This is a genomic window from Paraburkholderia sp. GAS42, assembly GCF_050436565.1.
GTDB lineage: Bacteria > Pseudomonadota > Gammaproteobacteria > Burkholderiales > Burkholderiaceae > Paraburkholderia.
In genome coordinates this window covers 173,117-188,962 of the sequence record NZ_JBNDML010000008.1, presented here as the reverse complement: position 1 = coordinate 188,962, position 15,846 = coordinate 173,117, and the positions used below count along the sequence as shown (strand labels likewise).

14 protein-coding genes are annotated in these 15,846 nt (G+C 63.1%); 6 read left to right on the top strand and 8 right to left on the bottom strand.

The features are described 5' to 3' along the window. Window positions 1–42: 42 nt before the first annotated feature. Window positions 43–762, top strand: coding sequence for a 3,4-dihydroxy-2-butanone-4-phosphate synthase (gene ribB, locus P3T16_RS14635; RefSeq protein WP_429342813.1), 720 nt, complete (start codon window positions 43–45; stop codon window positions 760–762). 115 nt (window positions 763–877) lie between these two features. Here ribB and P3T16_RS14630 read toward each other — a convergent pair whose 3' ends face one another. The 3 genes from P3T16_RS14630 to glpD all read right to left on the bottom strand — a co-directional run bounded on the left by P3T16_RS14630 (window position 878) and on the right by glpD (window position 4,841). Then, a complete protein-coding gene (locus tag P3T16_RS14630; protein ID WP_429342812.1) occupies window positions 878–1,564 on the bottom strand; it encodes an HAD family hydrolase in 687 nt (228 codons plus the stop codon). Window positions 1,565–1,746: 182 nt separating this feature from the next. Beyond that, window positions 1,747–3,252 carry a glycerol kinase GlpK gene (gene glpK, locus P3T16_RS14625; RefSeq protein WP_429342811.1) on the bottom strand — a complete coding sequence of 502 codons (1,506 nt, stop codon included), beginning with the start codon at window positions 3,250–3,252 and terminating at the stop codon, window positions 1,747–1,749. A gap of 56 nt (window positions 3,253–3,308) precedes the next feature. Continuing rightward, complete coding sequence (glpD, locus tag P3T16_RS14620) at window positions 3,309–4,841, bottom strand: glycerol-3-phosphate dehydrogenase (RefSeq protein WP_429342810.1); 1,533 nt, start codon at window positions 4,839–4,841, stop codon at window positions 3,309–3,311. A 176-nt stretch (window positions 4,842–5,017) separates the two neighbouring features. Between glpD and P3T16_RS14615 the strand changes: the two genes are divergently transcribed. Beyond that, a complete protein-coding gene (locus P3T16_RS14615; RefSeq protein WP_429342809.1) occupies window positions 5,018–5,392 on the top strand; it encodes a hypothetical protein in 375 nt (124 codons plus the stop codon). A 115-nt stretch (window positions 5,393–5,507) separates the two neighbouring features. Here the strand turns inward: P3T16_RS14615 and P3T16_RS14610 are convergent, their stop codons facing one another. Next, entirely contained in the window at window positions 5,508–5,705 is a 198-nt protein-coding gene (locus tag P3T16_RS14610; protein WP_176954051.1) for a hypothetical protein, read from the bottom strand. A 295-nt stretch (window positions 5,706–6,000) separates the two neighbouring features. Next, window positions 6,001–6,780: a DeoR/GlpR family DNA-binding transcription regulator gene (locus tag P3T16_RS14605; RefSeq protein ID WP_429255161.1), complete on the bottom strand. Its 780-nt coding sequence runs from the start codon at window positions 6,778–6,780 to the stop codon at window positions 6,001–6,003. A gap of 276 nt (window positions 6,781–7,056) precedes the next feature. Between P3T16_RS14605 and P3T16_RS14600 the strand changes: the two genes are divergently transcribed. From P3T16_RS14600 to P3T16_RS14585, 4 genes are all read left to right on the top strand, one after another. Next, window positions 7,057–8,694 carry a gamma-glutamyltransferase family protein gene (locus tag P3T16_RS14600; protein WP_429342808.1) on the top strand — a complete coding sequence of 546 codons (1,638 nt, stop codon included), beginning with the start codon at window positions 7,057–7,059 and terminating at the stop codon, window positions 8,692–8,694. Window positions 8,695–8,786: 92 nt separating this feature from the next. Further along, window positions 8,787–10,130 (top strand): MFS transporter, encoded by a 1,344-nt coding sequence (locus P3T16_RS14595; protein WP_429342807.1) that lies wholly within the window; start codon window positions 8,787–8,789, stop codon window positions 10,128–10,130. Window positions 10,131–10,535: 405 nt separating this feature from the next. Then, window positions 10,536–11,363 (top strand): ferritin-like domain-containing protein, encoded by an 828-nt coding sequence (locus tag P3T16_RS14590; RefSeq protein ID WP_429254726.1) that lies wholly within the window; start codon window positions 10,536–10,538, stop codon window positions 11,361–11,363. A 97-nt stretch (window positions 11,364–11,460) separates the two neighbouring features. Continuing rightward, on the top strand, window positions 11,461–11,979 hold the full coding sequence (locus P3T16_RS14585; protein WP_429254725.1) for a hypothetical protein: 519 nt from the start codon (window positions 11,461–11,463) through the stop codon (window positions 11,977–11,979). A gap of 28 nt (window positions 11,980–12,007) precedes the next feature. Here P3T16_RS14585 and P3T16_RS14580 read toward each other — a convergent pair whose 3' ends face one another. From P3T16_RS14580 to P3T16_RS14570, 3 genes are all read right to left on the bottom strand, one after another. After that, window positions 12,008–13,573, bottom strand: coding sequence for a DEAD/DEAH box helicase (locus P3T16_RS14580; RefSeq protein WP_429342806.1), 1,566 nt, complete (start codon window positions 13,571–13,573; stop codon window positions 12,008–12,010). A gap of 197 nt (window positions 13,574–13,770) precedes the next feature. Next, a complete protein-coding gene (gene trhA, locus P3T16_RS14575) occupies window positions 13,771–14,391 on the bottom strand; it encodes a PAQR family membrane homeostasis protein TrhA (protein ID WP_429254723.1) in 621 nt (206 codons plus the stop codon). Window positions 14,392–14,532: 141 nt separating this feature from the next. Beyond that, window positions 14,533–15,831: a c-type cytochrome gene (locus P3T16_RS14570; RefSeq protein ID WP_429254722.1), complete on the bottom strand. Its 1,299-nt coding sequence runs from the start codon at window positions 15,829–15,831 to the stop codon at window positions 14,533–14,535. Window positions 15,832–15,846 lie beyond the last annotated feature (15 nt).

Below are 15,846 nucleotides of genomic sequence, written 5' to 3'. Positions count from 1 at the left end.
CCTGAAACGTTTTTCGCCCAACTTCCGCGAGGAGCGTTTCACATGTCTTTTGCTACATTTCCTGCACCGGCTACGCACGTTGAGAGTGCTTTCGCCGATCTCCCCCTGCTTTCCACCGAGGCTGTTCCGCCCCGTATCGCCGCTGCACTAGAGGCGCTGCGCGATGGACGCGCCGTCGTCCTTCAGGACGATCACGACCGCGAGAACGAAGCCGATCTGATCGTTTCCGCCGAGCGTCTCACGAACGAAACGATGGCACTGCTGATCCGCGAATGCAGCGGCATCGTGTGTCTGTGTCTGCCCGACGAGAAAATCCGCGCGCTCGAACTGCCGCCGATGTCCATCAACAACGAGAGCCGTAACGGCACCGCGTTCACGGTTTCGATCGAGGCGCGCGTGGGCGTGTCGACGGGTGTTTCCGCCGCGGACCGCGTGACGACGATTCGCGCCGCGATCGCCGATCACGCGAAGCCCGCCGACATCGTGCGCCCCGGTCACGTGTTCCCGCTGCGCGCGATGCCAGGCGGCGTGCTTGCCCGGCGCGGGCACACTGAAGGCACCGTCGATCTCGTGATTCTCGCGGGTCTCAAGCCGGCTGGCGTGCTGTGCGAACTGATGAACGCCGACGGCACGATGACGCGCGGCGCGGACGTCGAGCGCTTCGCCGCGCAACACAATCTGCCGATGCTGACGATCGCGGAACTGGTGGCGTTTCGTGAAGCGCTGGCGACCGTGCGTGAGTGCTGCACGGACGCTGCCTGAGTTGAGAAGAGGCAGGTTCCTCGCACGAACCTGCTTTTGAGAAGCGAATGCGTGGGCCGTGGCAGTTGTTGCCAGCCCGCGCGTGATCGCCTTTACTGCGCCCTGCAACCCCACCCTACGACTGCACGTCGCCGAATTCGCCGCGTACACCGGCTTCGACCAGCGCGGGCAGTTCGTCCATGTGTTGCATGATCCGCGTCATGCCCATGTTGCGCAGTACATCCGCGTAGCCATCGGGGATGTGACTCGCGCCGACGAACGCAATCGTCTTCATTCCGGCTGCGCGCGCGGCGTTCAGCCCCGCGATGCTGTCCTCGACGACGACACAGCGCGCCGGTTCCACGTTGAGTTGCTTCGCAGCCAGCAGATAGACGTCCGGGTAGGGCTTTGGCCGGGCGACCTGCTCGGCGCTGAAGATGCGTCCCGCGAAAATTTCCGTGAGCCCGGCACGCTTCACCGAGGCGAGCACGCGCGACATCCTGCTGTTCGACACGACCGCCGCCGGTAGCGACACACGTTGCAATGCGTCGCGCACGCCGCTGATCGCACTCAGCGACGAAGCCAGCGCATGCTCGACATTCTGCTCGACGGTCTGCAGAAAATCCGCCGGTAACCTGATGTTCAGGCTGGTTTCGAGGTTTTCCAGGAAGCGCGAAGTCTGCTGGCCGAACGCCGTCTTCACGACAGGTGCGAAGTCGATGCCGGGAAAGGTGGTCGACAGCGTGTCGAGCATGACGTGATCGGCGATGACTTCGCTATCGACGAGGACGCCGTCGCAATCACAGATGAGGTGGTCGAGCATGCGAAAAACGGGAGCGGAGGGAGGAGTCGGCGGACTGGCCGGCCTGGGTACGCGTCGGCCGGCACGGCTTAAAACGCCATCATACGTGGTTGTCCCGCGCGTACGCTTGCGAGCGCGTCGAGCCGGGGCGATCTCCCGTCCGTTTCGCGACGTCCGGATCTGCGCCGTCATCCGCGGCCCGTTCAATGCTCCGGTGAATCGGCCCACGCCGTTGCGGCACGCACGGCGCGATGCCAGCCGTCCATGCAGTTCTTCACGCTGTCCGGCTGCATCGTGGGCGAAAAGCGGTGGTCGAGTTTCCACTGGCTTTGCAGTTCACCGACATCCTTCCAGTACCCGACTGCCAGTCCCGCAAGATAGGCCGCGCCGAGCGCCGTCGTTTCGCTGACTTTCGGACGCACTGCATCGACGCCGAGAATATCGGCCTGGAACTGCATCAGCAGGTTGTTCGCGCACGCGCCGCCGTCGACGCGCAGTTCGCCGACGCGAATGCCCGAATCCGCTTCCATCGCCCGTAACACATCGACGGATTGATACGCGATCGAATCGAGCGCCGCGCGCGCGATATGCGCGGACGTCGTGCCGCGCGTGACACCGAACAGCGTGCCGCGTGCGCGTGCGTTCCAGTGCGGCGCGCCGAGTCCCGCGAACGCGGGCACGAGATAGACGCCGTCGCAATGCGGCACGCTGCGCGCGAGCGCCTCGATTTCCGCCGCGCTCCTGATGATGCCGAGCCCGTCGCGCAGCCACTGCACGACCGCCCCCGCGATGAAGATGCTGCCTTCGAGCGCGTAGTTGATCTGGTCGCCGATCTGCCACGCGATCGTCGTGACGAGATTGTTCTTCGACTCGATCGGCTTGTCGCCGGTGTTCATCACGAGGAAGCAGCCCGTGCCGTACGTGTTCTTCACCATGCCCGAGCGCGTGCACATCTGGCCGAAGAGGGCCGCGTGCTGGTCGCCCGCGATACCCGCGAGCGGAATCTTCGACGCGAAAACCGTGGTCTTCGTCGGCCCGTAGACTTCAGACGACGGCCGCACTTCCGGCAACATGCTGCGTGGAATGTCGAGCGCGTCGAGCAGTTCGTCGTCCCATTGCAGTGTGTGGATGTTGAAGAGCATCGTGCGCGATGCGTTGGTCACGTCGGTGATATGCAGGCCGTGCTGCGTGAAATTCCACGCGAGCCAGCTGTCGACCGTGCCGAATGCGAGCTTGCCCTGACGCGCCTTTTCGCGCGCGCCTTCGACGTTGTCGAGAATCCAGCGGATCTTCGTGCCCGAGAAATACGAATCGATCGGCAGGCCGGTTTTCGCGCGCACTTTTTCTTCGAGGCCCTGCGCCTTCAGCTGGTCGCAGAAATCGGCGGTGCGGCGGTCCTGCCAGACGATCGCGTTGTAGATCGGGTGCCCTGTCTCGCGATCCCAGACGATTGTCGTTTCGCGCTGGTTCGTGATGCCGATCGCGGCAATCGATGCACCGTTCAGGCCGGCGCGCGTGACGGCCTCGGCGGCGACGCCAGCCTGCGTCGACCAGATTTCCTGCGGATCGTGTTCGACCCAACCCGGCCGCGGATAGCACTGCTGGAACTCCTTCTGCGCGATCGATACGACATTGCCGTCATGGTCGAACAGCATCGCGCGCGAGCTGGTCGTGCCCTGATCGAGCGCGAGGATGTACTGGTCCTGCATGGTGTCTTCTCCATGATTTTTTGTGACGCGGCGCGCCCGCGTGTATCAGGCGTGTATCACGCGGGCGGCGTGACGTCCTCGAGCGCGAACCACGCGTCGATCTCGCGGCTGACTTCGTCTAGCGTGCCCGGCTCGACGAGATGCAGGCCGAGCTTCGAACGTCGCCACAGCACGTCGTGTGCAGTGCGCGCCCACTCGGTATCGCGAAGATAACGCAGTTCCGATTCGTAGATGCCTGGGGCGAACGCGCGGCCGAGACCGGCGAGCGAGCGTGCCTGGCCGACAACGCTGGCCGCGCGCGTACCGTAAGCGCGCGCGTAGCGGCGCGCGAGGCTGGCGGGCAGCCATGCGTGCTGCTGCTGGAACTGCGCGGCGAAACGCTCGAAGTCAGCCTTTGCGATATCGCCGCCCGGCAGCGTCGCACCGGCCGTCCATGCCGGCGCCGGCGATTCGAGCGCACGCGAGAGTTCGTCGACGGCTTCTTCCGCGAGCTTGCGAAACGTCGTGATCTTGCCGCCGAACACCGACAGCAATGGCGCCTGGCCAGACGGCGCGTCCAGTTCGAGCCGATAGTCGCGCGTGACGGCCGACGGATTGTCCGCGCCTTCCTCTTCGAGCAGCGGGCGCACGCCGGAATACGTCCAGCAGACGTCCTTCGGCCTGATCTTCTGCTTGAAGTAGCGGTTGATCGAGTCGCACAGATACTGCGTTTCTTCGGCGTTGATCGCGACCTTGGCCGGGTCGTCGCGATACTCGATGTCGGTTGTACCGATCAGCGTGTAGTCGTGCTCGTACGGAATGGCGAAGATGATCCGCTTGTCCGGATTCTGGAAGATGTAGGCGTGATCGTGCGTGAAGAGACGCCGCGTCACGATGTGACTGCCTTTCACGAGACGCACGCTGTGCGTCGCGCCGCGCCCGAGCGCACCTTGCAGCAGCTCGCCAACCCATGGCCCGGCGGCGTTGGCGATTGCGCCGGCGCGCATGTCGATGACGCGGCCGTCCGCGCTTTCGAGCCGCGCGTGCCATTCGCCGCCAGCGCGCACTGCGTTCGTGAGTTTCGTGCGGGTGAGGATGGTGGCGCCGCGTTCGGCAGCATCGAGTGCGTTCAGCACGACGAGCCGCGCATCGTCGACCCAGCCGTCCGAGTAGACGAAGCCGCGGCGAATCGAGTCGACGAGCGGCGCGCCGGCCGGATGACGCCGCATGTCGATGCCGCGCGAGCCGGGCAACAGTTCGCGCCGCGCGAGGTGATCGTAGAGAAAGAGGCCGGCGCGGATCAGCCACGCCGGACGCAGGTCCGGCATGTGGGGCATCACGAAACGGAGCGGCCACATGATGTGCGGCGCGGCGTGCAACAGCGTTTCACGCTCCTGCAGCGCCTTGCGCACGAGCCCGAACTCCCGGTACTCGAGATAGCGCAGACCGCCATGAATGAGCTTCGTACTCGCCGACGACGTGTGCGACGCGAGATCGTCCTGCTCGCACAGCAACACCGAAAGACCACGCCCGGCGGCATCGCGCGCGATGCCCGCACCATTGATTCCGCCGCCCACGACGAGCAGATCGTACCTCGCGCCTTGCGTCACCGGCTGTGTCCCCTGAATCCTGAAGGAAATTATGACGAAACCTTAATGTTCGTTTTCGAACTTTAAGGAACATATTCGAAAAAGTAAAGTTCGATCCTCCAATGGCCATCCGGCCAGGGTGACACGGGATACGCTCGCAGACGATACTCACGAGACGAGCCATCAAGAGGTGAAACATGCGTGGAATCTGGATAGCCGGCGCGGCGGCGCTACTGGCGGGGTGCGTCGCCACGCCGAGCCTGAGTGGCACGATGGGCGCGCCATCGTTCGCGTCGCTGCAGGAAATGTGCGGCGGGCAGCCGGTCGACTACGGCAGCGACGCGCAAGCGGTGTATTCGACGTTATTCGACGCTTACGTCGGCAGCCGGCGCGGGAAGCGATCGAAGGAAGATTACTGCGCGTTGCAGACAGGGCTCGCGCAGCAGTACGCGGCGCACGGCGCGAGCAGCGACCCGCAGGCGCGCAACCAGTGGGTCGCGTATCTCACTACACAGCGCGCGAAGGCGCTCAGCTGGCGCGCTGCGGTCGATCCGACCTTGCGCGGCGGCTAGGAAGCAGCAGCCCGGCGGTTGCCATGGCGAGCTTGCGGTGTGAGGGCGTGCGATATCCGCACGCCATGAGCGCTGGGAACGACGGTACTTACTAACGGTGGCGGTCGGGCTACGATCAGGAGAAGCGCTTGATTGCCCTGAGTGCAGAATCGCCGACTTCGGTGAGACGCCACTGCTGGAGGCCGGACGCAAGCTTTTCGAGCTGGACGAGCTGACGTTCGAGGAGCGCGTCGAGTTCGTCGCGTTCCATGTCGGTCTGATTGGGGGAGTCTTTTACGAGCAACAACGTGGCGAATTCATGCGGACTCAGCATTGTTCTCTCCATGTCAATGTTCCGGACTGCGCGCCAGGCAGCGGATCAGCGTGGACAGCTTGCTGAACGCCAGTGGCATGGGCAGTCCGCCAACGCACGGTATGGGCGTTGGGGAACTGGAGTGTAGTCAACCGCACGCAGAACACCAAACCGTCCCCGGAAAATTTTCCCGTTGACAGAATGATGTTCGAGAGGCGGTCTACATTCGCCGCCAGATTCTTGATTTCACTCGAAGTTTTGCGTGCGGTGCAGCAAACGCAACGCCTGTTCCCAGGAAACCCAGATCGGATCGCCGTCAGTCGGCGATGTAGACCTGCGTGCCGGCGGTGGCGAGCGTCTCGGCCATATCCGGCGGCGGAGCGGCGTCGGTGAAAAGCGCGTCGATCTGGTCGAGATGCCCTTGGCGCACCAGCGCCGGACGGCCGAATTTCGAGTGGTCGGCGGCAAGGAAGACGGTACGGGCGTGTTCGATGATCGCTTCCGCGACGCGCACTTCACGGGTGTCGAAGTCGCGCAGGGTGCCGTCGGTCTCAATGCTGGACGTGCCGATGATCGCGAAGTCGACCTTGAACTGACGGATGAAATCGATGGCGAGTTCGCCGACGATACCTTTGTCCCACGGCCGCACAATCCCGCCCGTCACCAGCACCTCGCAGTCCGGGTAGCCGCTCATCATGCTCGCGACATTCAGATTGTTGGTGATCACGCGCAGCCCGCGATGGCGGTTGAGCGCGCGCGCGACCTCTTCAGTGGTCGTGCCGAGGTTGATGAAAAGCGACGCCTGGTCAGGGATGTGAGTGGCCACCAACGTGGCGATGCGGCGCTTTTCGTCATGAAACATGCGCTGCCGCGCGGTGTATGAGACGTTCTCGGAGCTGGTCGGCAGGCTGGCGCCGCCGTGATAGCGCCGCAGGAGGTTGATGTCCGCGAGCCAGTTCACGTCGCGCCGGATGGTCTGAGGCGTCACGTCGAAGTGGGCGGCGAGGTCGTCCACCGTCACGAAACCGTCGCGCTGGACCCATTCGAGCAGTTCCTGCTGGCGTGCATTCAGGGTCAGGCGGGGGTCTCGGGTCATGGCGTCAAGGTCGATTGCCGGTGAGCCGCGGGCCGCATGTCGCGCCTCTGGCGGGCAGGTATTGGAGTCGACGTATTGTAAGACCTTCGGGCACCTTGCCAGCAAGGTTGCCGGACGTGTGCAGGCACCGGTGCGCATTCAGACGCCTGGCGCATTTATTCAGTCAATAAATGAATTTGTTTTTTGTGCCCGAACACGCTGCAATTTCGGGTTCCCGTTTCTAGCGGTTCGACATCGCATCGCGTGTCGGATCGCGTCCTTCAAAGAGTGTCTGACATGACCCGCTTCAACTGGCAAAACCCTTACCCGACGCCGCGTCTGCCGGTCTTCGCCCGCAACATCGTCTCGACGTCGCACCCGCTCGCGGCGCAGGCTGGCCTGCGCATGCTGTGGAAGGGCGGCAATGCGGTCGATGCGGCGATCGCGGCGGCAGCCGCCATCACGGTGGTCGAGCCGGTGTCGTGCGGGCTCGGCGGCGATGCGTTCGCGCTTGTCTGGGACGGCAGGAAGCTGCACGGGCTGAACGCGTCGGGGGTGTCGCCGGCAGCTTGGAACGTCGACTATTTCAAACAGAAGTACGGTGAGGAAAACGGCCTCGCGAAGCAGCCGAAGCGCGGCTGGGATGCCGTGACGGTGCCGGGCGTGATCGCCGGCTGGGAAGCGCTTCACCAGAAATTCGGCTCGCTGCCGTTCGCCGACCTGATGGAACCCGCGATCGAGATCGCCGAGCGTGGTCATGCGGTGGCGAGCATCGTTGCGTACAAGTGGGCTGCGGCGGTGCCGGAGCTGAGGGATCAGCCAGGTTTCGCGGGGACGTTCATGCCGCGCGGTCGCGCGCCGGAAGTGAGCGAACTGGTGCGATTCCCGGGTCACGCGAAGACGCTTCGCAAGCTGGCTGAACTCGGCCCGCGTGCGTACTACGAAGGCGAGATCGCCGAACAGATCGCCGGGTTTGCCCGCACGAGCGGCGCGGCGCTGACGCTTGACGACCTGCGCAACTATCGCGCCGACTGGGTCGAGCCGATCGCCAAAGATTATCGCGGCTACACCGTGCACGAAATCCCGCCGAATGGCCAGGGCATCGCGGCGCTGATTGCGCTCGGCATCCTGGAGCACTTCGACGTCAAGTCGCTCGCAGTCGACAACATCGAGTCGCAGCATCTGCAGATCGAAGCAATGAAGCTCGCGTTCGCCGACGTCTACCGCTACGTCGCCGATCCGCGCTCGATGGACGTCACGCCCGGGCAGATGCTCGACGATGCGTATCTCGCGTCGCGCGCGAAGCTGATCGATCCGAAGCGCGCAACGCAGTTCGACTTTGGCATGCCGAAGGCGGGCGGCACGATCTACATGTCGGTGGCGGACGAGCGCGGCATGATGGTGAGCTTCATCCAGTCGAACTACATGGGCTTCGGCTCGGGCATCGTCGTGCCGGACAGCGGCATCGCGCTGCAGAACCGCGGCTGTGGCTTCTCGATGGATCCGAAGTCGCCGAACGTCGTTGAAGGCGGCAAGCGGCCGTTCCACACGATCATCCCGGCGTTCCTCACACAGAAGGTGGAGGGCCAGCAGGAAGCGGTGATGAGCTTCGGCGTGATGGGCGGCGACATGCAGCCGCAAGGCCATCTGCAATCGATCGTGCGCATGCTCGACTACGGCCAGCAGCCGCAGGCCGCGTGCGACGCGCCGCGCTGGAAGGTCAACCGCGACTTCACGGTCGATATCGAAGCCACGCTCGACCAGCAGACCGCAAGCGCGCTGCAGGAACTCGGCCACACGATCAAGTCCGTCGACGATCCGTATATGGACTTCGGCTCCGGCCAGTACATCTGGAAGCTCGACCGCAATGAGCCGGAGCGCGGCTATGTGGCGGCGAGCGACAGCCGTCGCGACGGGCTCGCCGCCGGATTCTAGAACACAGGTTCTGACGTTGCGCGCCGCGATTCGCATTGCGCAATGTCAGCGCAACAGCAATAAAAGCATCCACAGGCAAGGCAGGAGACATCATGAGCACTCACGCGTCGCACGTCGCGACCGCTTCCTCACAACTCGCGCTCGCGCCGCTTCCGAAAGCGACAGTACGGCGCATCGTGTTTTCGTCGTCCGTCGGCAACGCGCTCGAATGGTTCGACTTTCTCGTCTACGGTTACTTTGCGACCATCATCGCGAAGCAGTTCTTCCCCACGCACGACGAGTGGCTGTCGACGCTCCTCGCCATCGGCACATTCGGCATCTCGTTTCTGATGCGACCGCTCGGTGCCATCGTGCTTGGCATCTACGGCGACCGCAAAGGCCGCAAGGCGGCGCTGACGCTCGCCATTGCACTGATGATGGTCGGCACGCTCGCGATGGCCGTGATGCCGCCGTTTTCGGCGATCGGCATCGCCGCGCCTCTCATGGTTCTTTTCGCGCGGCTGGTGCAGGGCTTCGCGGTAGGCGGCGAGTTCGGCAGTGCGACGGCGTTCATGGTCGAGCACAGCTCGACGCGGCGTGGCTATTACGCGAGCTGGCAGTTCGCGAGCCAGGGTCTGGCCGCGATCACGGCTGCGGCGTTCGGCTCGCTGCTGACGGCCTGGTTGCCGCCTGAGCAGCTCAATACCTGGGGCTGGCGCATTCCGTTCGTCTTCGGTCTGCTGGTCGGGCCGGTCGGCTATTACATCCGTTCGCATCTGGACGAGACGCCCGAGTTCGTCGCCGCACAGCGCGAGCGCGCGGCGGAAAGCAGAAGCCAGGTCAAGGATCAGGGCGCGTCATTCAGCAACCAGTGGGTCAACCTGATTCTCGCGATCGGCATCGTCGCGCAATCGACGGTCGGCGTGTATGTGCTCCAGCTCTACATGCCGCTCTATGCGGTGAAGCAGTTGCATATGCCGGCGGCTGCTTCGTTCGGCGTTGTCGTGCTGAACGGCGGCCTGCAGTTTCTGCTGTCGCCGGTGATGGGCGCGCTCTCCGACCGTATCGGCCGTATCCGCATCATGCTGACGACATCGGTGCTGATGGGCACGCTGATCTATCCGATGTTCGCACTGCTGCAAAGTCATCCGACGATCGGCTGGCTGTTGCTGCTGCAAGCCATGGCGGGCATTTTCAAGGCCGCGTACTCGGGGCCGATGCCGGCGCTGATGTCGGAGATCTTTCCGGTGCGCGTGCGCTCGACAGGTCTTTCGATCGGCTACAGCATCGGCGTGACGATCTTCGGCGGCTTCGCGCCGACCGTCGTCGAGACTTTCATTCATCTGACTGGCGACAAGCTCGCACCGAGTTACTACGTGCTACTCGCGGCGGCGTTGTCGGGCGTGTCGCTCGTGATCGTCGCGTTGCGGATGCGGCGTGTGCGTCATGCCGTCTGATCGCCTGTAAGGCCGGACGGTTGAAGACGCGTGCCGCGGGACGCGTCAACCGCAGCGAGCCTGGGCGACCCTTTGCGTAATAGAATCAGGCAGCCTTCCAGGGGGCTGCCTGTTTTTTTTGCGTTCGCGTCGCGGCGATCGCAACCGGCTTTGAGCCCTGTTGCTTCGTTGTTTAATGACTCCGATCATCTCTGTGAGCGCTATCCCTGTATTCAATGGAACTGTGACGATCCGGCACGGTCTGTGCTGTGGTATCTGCACATTTGCGCAACATTGGCTAAGATGCAGTAAAGAAGGGGTTAAACATTTCAAAGCGCTGTATACGGCAGCGGTGAGCAGCTGGCCGGCCAGGGGCATACGGCCAGGCACGCTCCCGTCGCGCAACAGCTTTTGGGAGCACGAACAATGCAAACAGACTCCATCCACGTGATGCCCTGGCGTATCGAGGACATCGACCTCAGCCGGATCGACCGGCAGAAGGCGGTCGTCAACGAAGATCTGCTGTTGCTGCTGTGTGCGGCGTCGTTTATTGAAAGCGGCACCGATCTCTACACGAGCAACCTCAGCACGTTCTTCAACGGCGACCCGGAGGTGTCCGCGTGGCTCAACAACGAATGGGAACCCGAAGAGATGCAGCATGGGCGCGCGCTGAAGACATACGTCGCGCACGTGTGGCCCGAATTCGACTGGGATACGGCCTTCCATAATTTCTTCGAAGAATACAAACTCACCTGCTCGGTCGAGGATTTCGAGAAGACCCGCGCGCTCGAAATGGTCGCGCGTTGCGTGGTCGAAACCGGCACGGCTACGCTGTATCGCGCCATTGGCGAATGCTCGGACGAACCGGTGCTGAAGGAAATCACCGATAACATCCGTACCGACGAAGTGCGCCACTACAAGCACTTCTTCAAATACTTCAAGAAGTACAACAGGATCGAAGGCAACGGCCGGCTCGCGGTGCTGGGCGCGTTGATGCGTCGTGTGATGGAAATCAAGAACGAGGATTCGGAGATTGCGCTGCGTCATGTATTCGCGATCCGTTATCCCGAACGGGTGAATGATTCAGCCTATAACCGCGACCGCGCAGCGCGGGTCAACACGCTGGTGCGCCGCAATCTGTCGGCCGATATGTGTGTGAAAATGCTGCTCAAGCCGCTGGATCTTCCCGCGAAGATCCAGCCGGGCGTCCACTATCCGCTCGCGAAGATCACACAGCACGTGTTCTTTCGATAGTCGTTTGCAACGTGCGGCGCGTGTCGTCGTGCGGCAGTGACCGGATGGCCCGCCTGCGCGGGCCATTCTGTTTGTGAATTCCTTATGGAGCGACGTGATGAACGCCTCAACGGATCGCGAGCGAGCACTCGAACAAAGCGTATTCGACGAATGGCCGCCCGCATTGCGCGCGGCATTCGACGGCACGTCGCTGGAGACAAAGGTCGGCTTCACCGCGTCGCTCATCACGCGCGATGACAACGGTCATCTGCGGACATCGCTGCTGGGCGTCGGTGAACTGTATGCACCCGATTCGCGCACGCTGTGTCTCGCGCTGTGGCCGCAATCGCGCGCGGCACGTGCGATGGCCAAGGGCGGACGCGCGGCATTGACTTTCGTCTTCGACGACGCGTTCTATCAGGTGCAACTGGACATCGAGCCATTGCCCGACACCGGTGGCGGCCTCGCCTGTTTCACTGGGTCAATCGATACGGGAGAGGCGCAACGTGTGCGTTATGCGCGCCTCACAGGGGGCATCGCGTTCGAACTGGAAGGAGAGCGTGAGACGGTAATCGATCGATGGAAGCAGCAGATCGAGCACCTGAAAAAAACGGCCGGAGCAAGCCCCGGCCGTTAGTTCGCTGATCGCGATAAATCCAGCAAGCCTAGCGGCCGCGCTGGCCACCATTGCGCGCCGGATGCGCGCCACGCGGCTTGCCGCCGCCGAGCAGTGCGCCCGGATTGCCGCCGCCAGCCTGCTGCGGCTTGCGCGGTGCATGCGTGTTTCCGTTGCCGCCTTCATGCGCGGCTGCACGCGGCTTGTCGTGATGACGTGTCGTCTCGTGTCGCGGATTGTCCTTGCGCACCTGGGCCGGACCGTTGCTCAACGGCTTCGCGCCTTGCGGCTTCGCCTGCTGTGGCTGTTGCGATGCACCGCCACGCGAGTTCGAGCGCGGCTGCGCCGGCTTGCCTGACGATGATCCGCCGTCGCGCTTCGGTGCGCCGCCTTGCGATTGACGCGGCTGACGACCACCATTACCGCCGCCACCTTGCCCACGTCGCAGGATCGGCTCAGGCTTTGCAGTCGGATCCGGCTCGAAACCAGCGATGACTTCCTGCGGCACCGGACGCTTGATCAGCTTCTCGATGTCCTTCAGCAACTGCAGTTCGTCGACGCAAACCAGCGAGATGGCTTCACCCGTCGCGCCCGCACGACCCGTACGGCCGATGCGGTGAACGTAGTCTTCCGGCACGTTCGGCAGATCGAAGTTGACCACGTGCGGCAGCTGGTCGATGTCGATACCCCGCGCGGCGATATCGGTCGCGACGAGTACCTGCAGCGTCGCGTCCTTGAACTCGGCCAGCGCGCGCGTACGCGCCGACTGGCTCTTGTTGCCGTGAATCGCGAGCGCGCTGATGCCGTCCTTCGTCAGCTGTTCGGCGAGGCGGTTCGCGCCGTGCTTCGTGCGCGTGAACACCAGCACCTGGAACCAGTTGTGCTGGCGGATCAGATGCGTCAGCAGTTCGCGCTTCTTGTCGCGATCGACTGGGTGAATCTTCTGCGCCACTGTCTCCGCCGTCGTATTGCGGCGTGCGACTTCGATCAGCGCGGGGGAGTCGAGCAGGTTGTCGGCGAGCGTCTTGATCTCGTCGGAGAACGTGGCGGAGAACAGCAGGTTCTGGCGCTTCGGCGGCAGCTTCGCGAGCACGCGCTTGATGTCGTGAATGAAGCCCATGTCGAGCATGCGGTCGGCTTCGTCAAGCACGAGGATATCGAGCTGCGACAGATCGATCGTCTTCTGCTGCATGTGATCGAGAAGACGGCCCGGCGTCGCCACAACGATATCGACGCCGCGTCGCAGCGCGTCGATCTGCGGATTGATGCCGACGCCGCCGAACATCACGGTCGACTTCAGCTTCAGGTACTTGCCGTACTGACGCACGCTTTCTTCGACCTGTGCGGCGAGTTCGCGCGTCGGTGTAAGAATCAGCGCGCGCACGGCGCGCTTGCCCGACGCGTTGTTGACCGGCAGCATCGTCGTCAGACGCTGCAGGATCGGCAGCGTAAAGCCGGCGGTCTTACCCGTGCCGGTCTGTGCGCCGGCGAGCAGGTCGCCGCCATTGAGGACTGCAGGAATCGCCTGCGTCTGGATTGGAGTAGGGGAGGTGTAGCCCAGTTCGTGAACAGCACGGACCAGCGGTTCGGACAAGCCGAGGGAATCAAAAGACATAGAAACTCTTTGCAAATGCAGATGTGGCGACCCGCTTGTTCGCAGCCGGAAAGGCGCGATTGAAAGCCAAAGCTGAGGCCTGCGCCTGAAGCTGATCGCCGGGAAATCGGCGGCACGCTCGCTGGCGTACCGAATGCATCAACGCGCTATCAAGACACGTCGACTGGCGTTAAGTTGCATTTCGCCGCCGTGGAATGTCATGCGACGTAGCGCGCGACACTGACGAATTGACACAGACTGCCGGCCAGCACGAACAGGTGCCAGATGCCATGTCCATGCCGGATGCGCTCGTCGTTGATGAAGAAGTAGATGCCGACGCTGTAGATGACGCCGCCGGCCACGAGCCATGCGGTGCCTGCTGGCGGCAATGCTTCCACCAGCGGACGAATGGCAACGAGCGCGAGCCATCCCATCAGGACATACAGCACCATCGAAACGCTGCGGGTGCGTCGCCCGAGCGTGAGTTCCTGCGTAATACCGAGGGCTGCGAGCCCCCAGCTCACACCGAACAGCGACCAGCCCCACGGACCACGCAGCGTAACCAGCGTGAACGGCGTGTAACTGCCGGCGATCAGCAGATAGATCGCCGAATGGTCGCATTTCTGCAGGATCGCCTTCAGACGCGGATGGCGAACACTGTGATAAAGCGTGGAGATAGCATACAGCACGAACAGCATTGCACCGTAGACGGCGAAACTGACGACCTTGTACGCATCGCCGTCAAGCGCGCCCATCGTGACGAGCGTCGCGAGCCCCGCCACCGACAGCGCGGCGCCGACGAGGTGGGTAATGCTGTTGAATCGCTCACCGAAATGCACGGTACTCTCTCCTGCCTGCCTTCAGGCGCTTCGTGCTACACGCGTGACCGGCAGTTGATCCTCGAAAGCAGAATTCAGCAAAAAACAAAGGGCGCAGCCCGCGAAATCCGCTGGCCGCGCCCCGGGTGCACCCGGCGTCGCTTAATCGAGCGGCGCCGAACGCAGATCGCTAACCTGTTGCGGCGACACCGGCGTACCGTGGTTGCCCCACGACATACGGATGTACGTCACAACTGCGGCCACTTCCTGATTCGACAGCGACTGTGCGAACGGCGGCATGCCATACGGCTTTGGATTGCCATCCGTGCTCGGCGGATAACCACCGTTCAGCACCATGCGAATCGGGTTCACAGCCGACGGCATCTGGATCGACTGGTTGTTTGCGAGCGGCGGGAAGTTAGACGGCTGGCCGAGACCATTCGCTTCGTGACACTTCGCGCAGTTGTCAGCGTAGATCTTCTGACCTTGCTTCAACAGTTCGCCGCCGAACTTTTCCGACGTTTCGAGCTGCAGGCCTTCCGGCGCTTCGCTCTTCTGCGGAATCGTCTTCAGATACGTCGACATCGCGTGGATATCGTCATCCGACATGTACTGCAGGCTGTTGTGAACCACTTCAGCCATCGGACCAAACACCGCGCCACGGTTCGACACACCGGTCTTCAGCAGATCGGCGATGTCCTTCGTTTCCCAGTCGCCGAGGCCGGCTTCCTTGTTCGACGTCAGCGACGGTGCATACCAGTTCTGCAGCGGAATCAGGCCGCCTGCGAACGCCGCCGAATTCACCGGGCCACCCATCGCGTTGATCGACGTGTGGCACATGCCGCAGTGGCCAAGGCCTTCAATCAGGTACGCGCCCCGGTTCCATTCGACTGACTTGGTCGGGTCCGCCTTGTACTCGCCTTCACGGAAGAACAGCGTGCGCCAGCCGATCAGCAGGTTGCGGTTGTTGAACGGGAACTTCAGTTCGTGCGGACGGCTCGCCACGTTGACCGGCGTGACCGAACGCAGGTACGCGTAGATCGCGTCCGAGTCGGCGCGCGTGACCTTCGTGTAGCTCGTGAACGGGAAGCCCGGATACAGCAGACTGCCGTCCTTCGAACGGCCCGTATGCATCGCGCGGTAGAAGTCGTCCTGCGTCCACTTGCCGATGCCGTATTGATCATCCGGCGTGATGTTCGGCGTGAACATCGTGCCGAACGGCGTCGCCATCGGCAGGCCGCCGGCGAATTCCTTGCCGCCGCGCACCGTGTGGCACGCGATACAGTCGCCGGCGCGGGCGAGGTACTCGCCCTTCTTGATCAGCGCGGCCTGGTCGGCGGGCGTTGCCGCGACGGCCGAGCCGTTATGCAGGTTGTCGCCGCCGGACCACAGGACCGGAACAAGCGCAGCGGCTGCGACGACGACAACAGCCGAAAGTGCGAACAGGGACTTGCGTTTCATTTGTATATCTCTCCC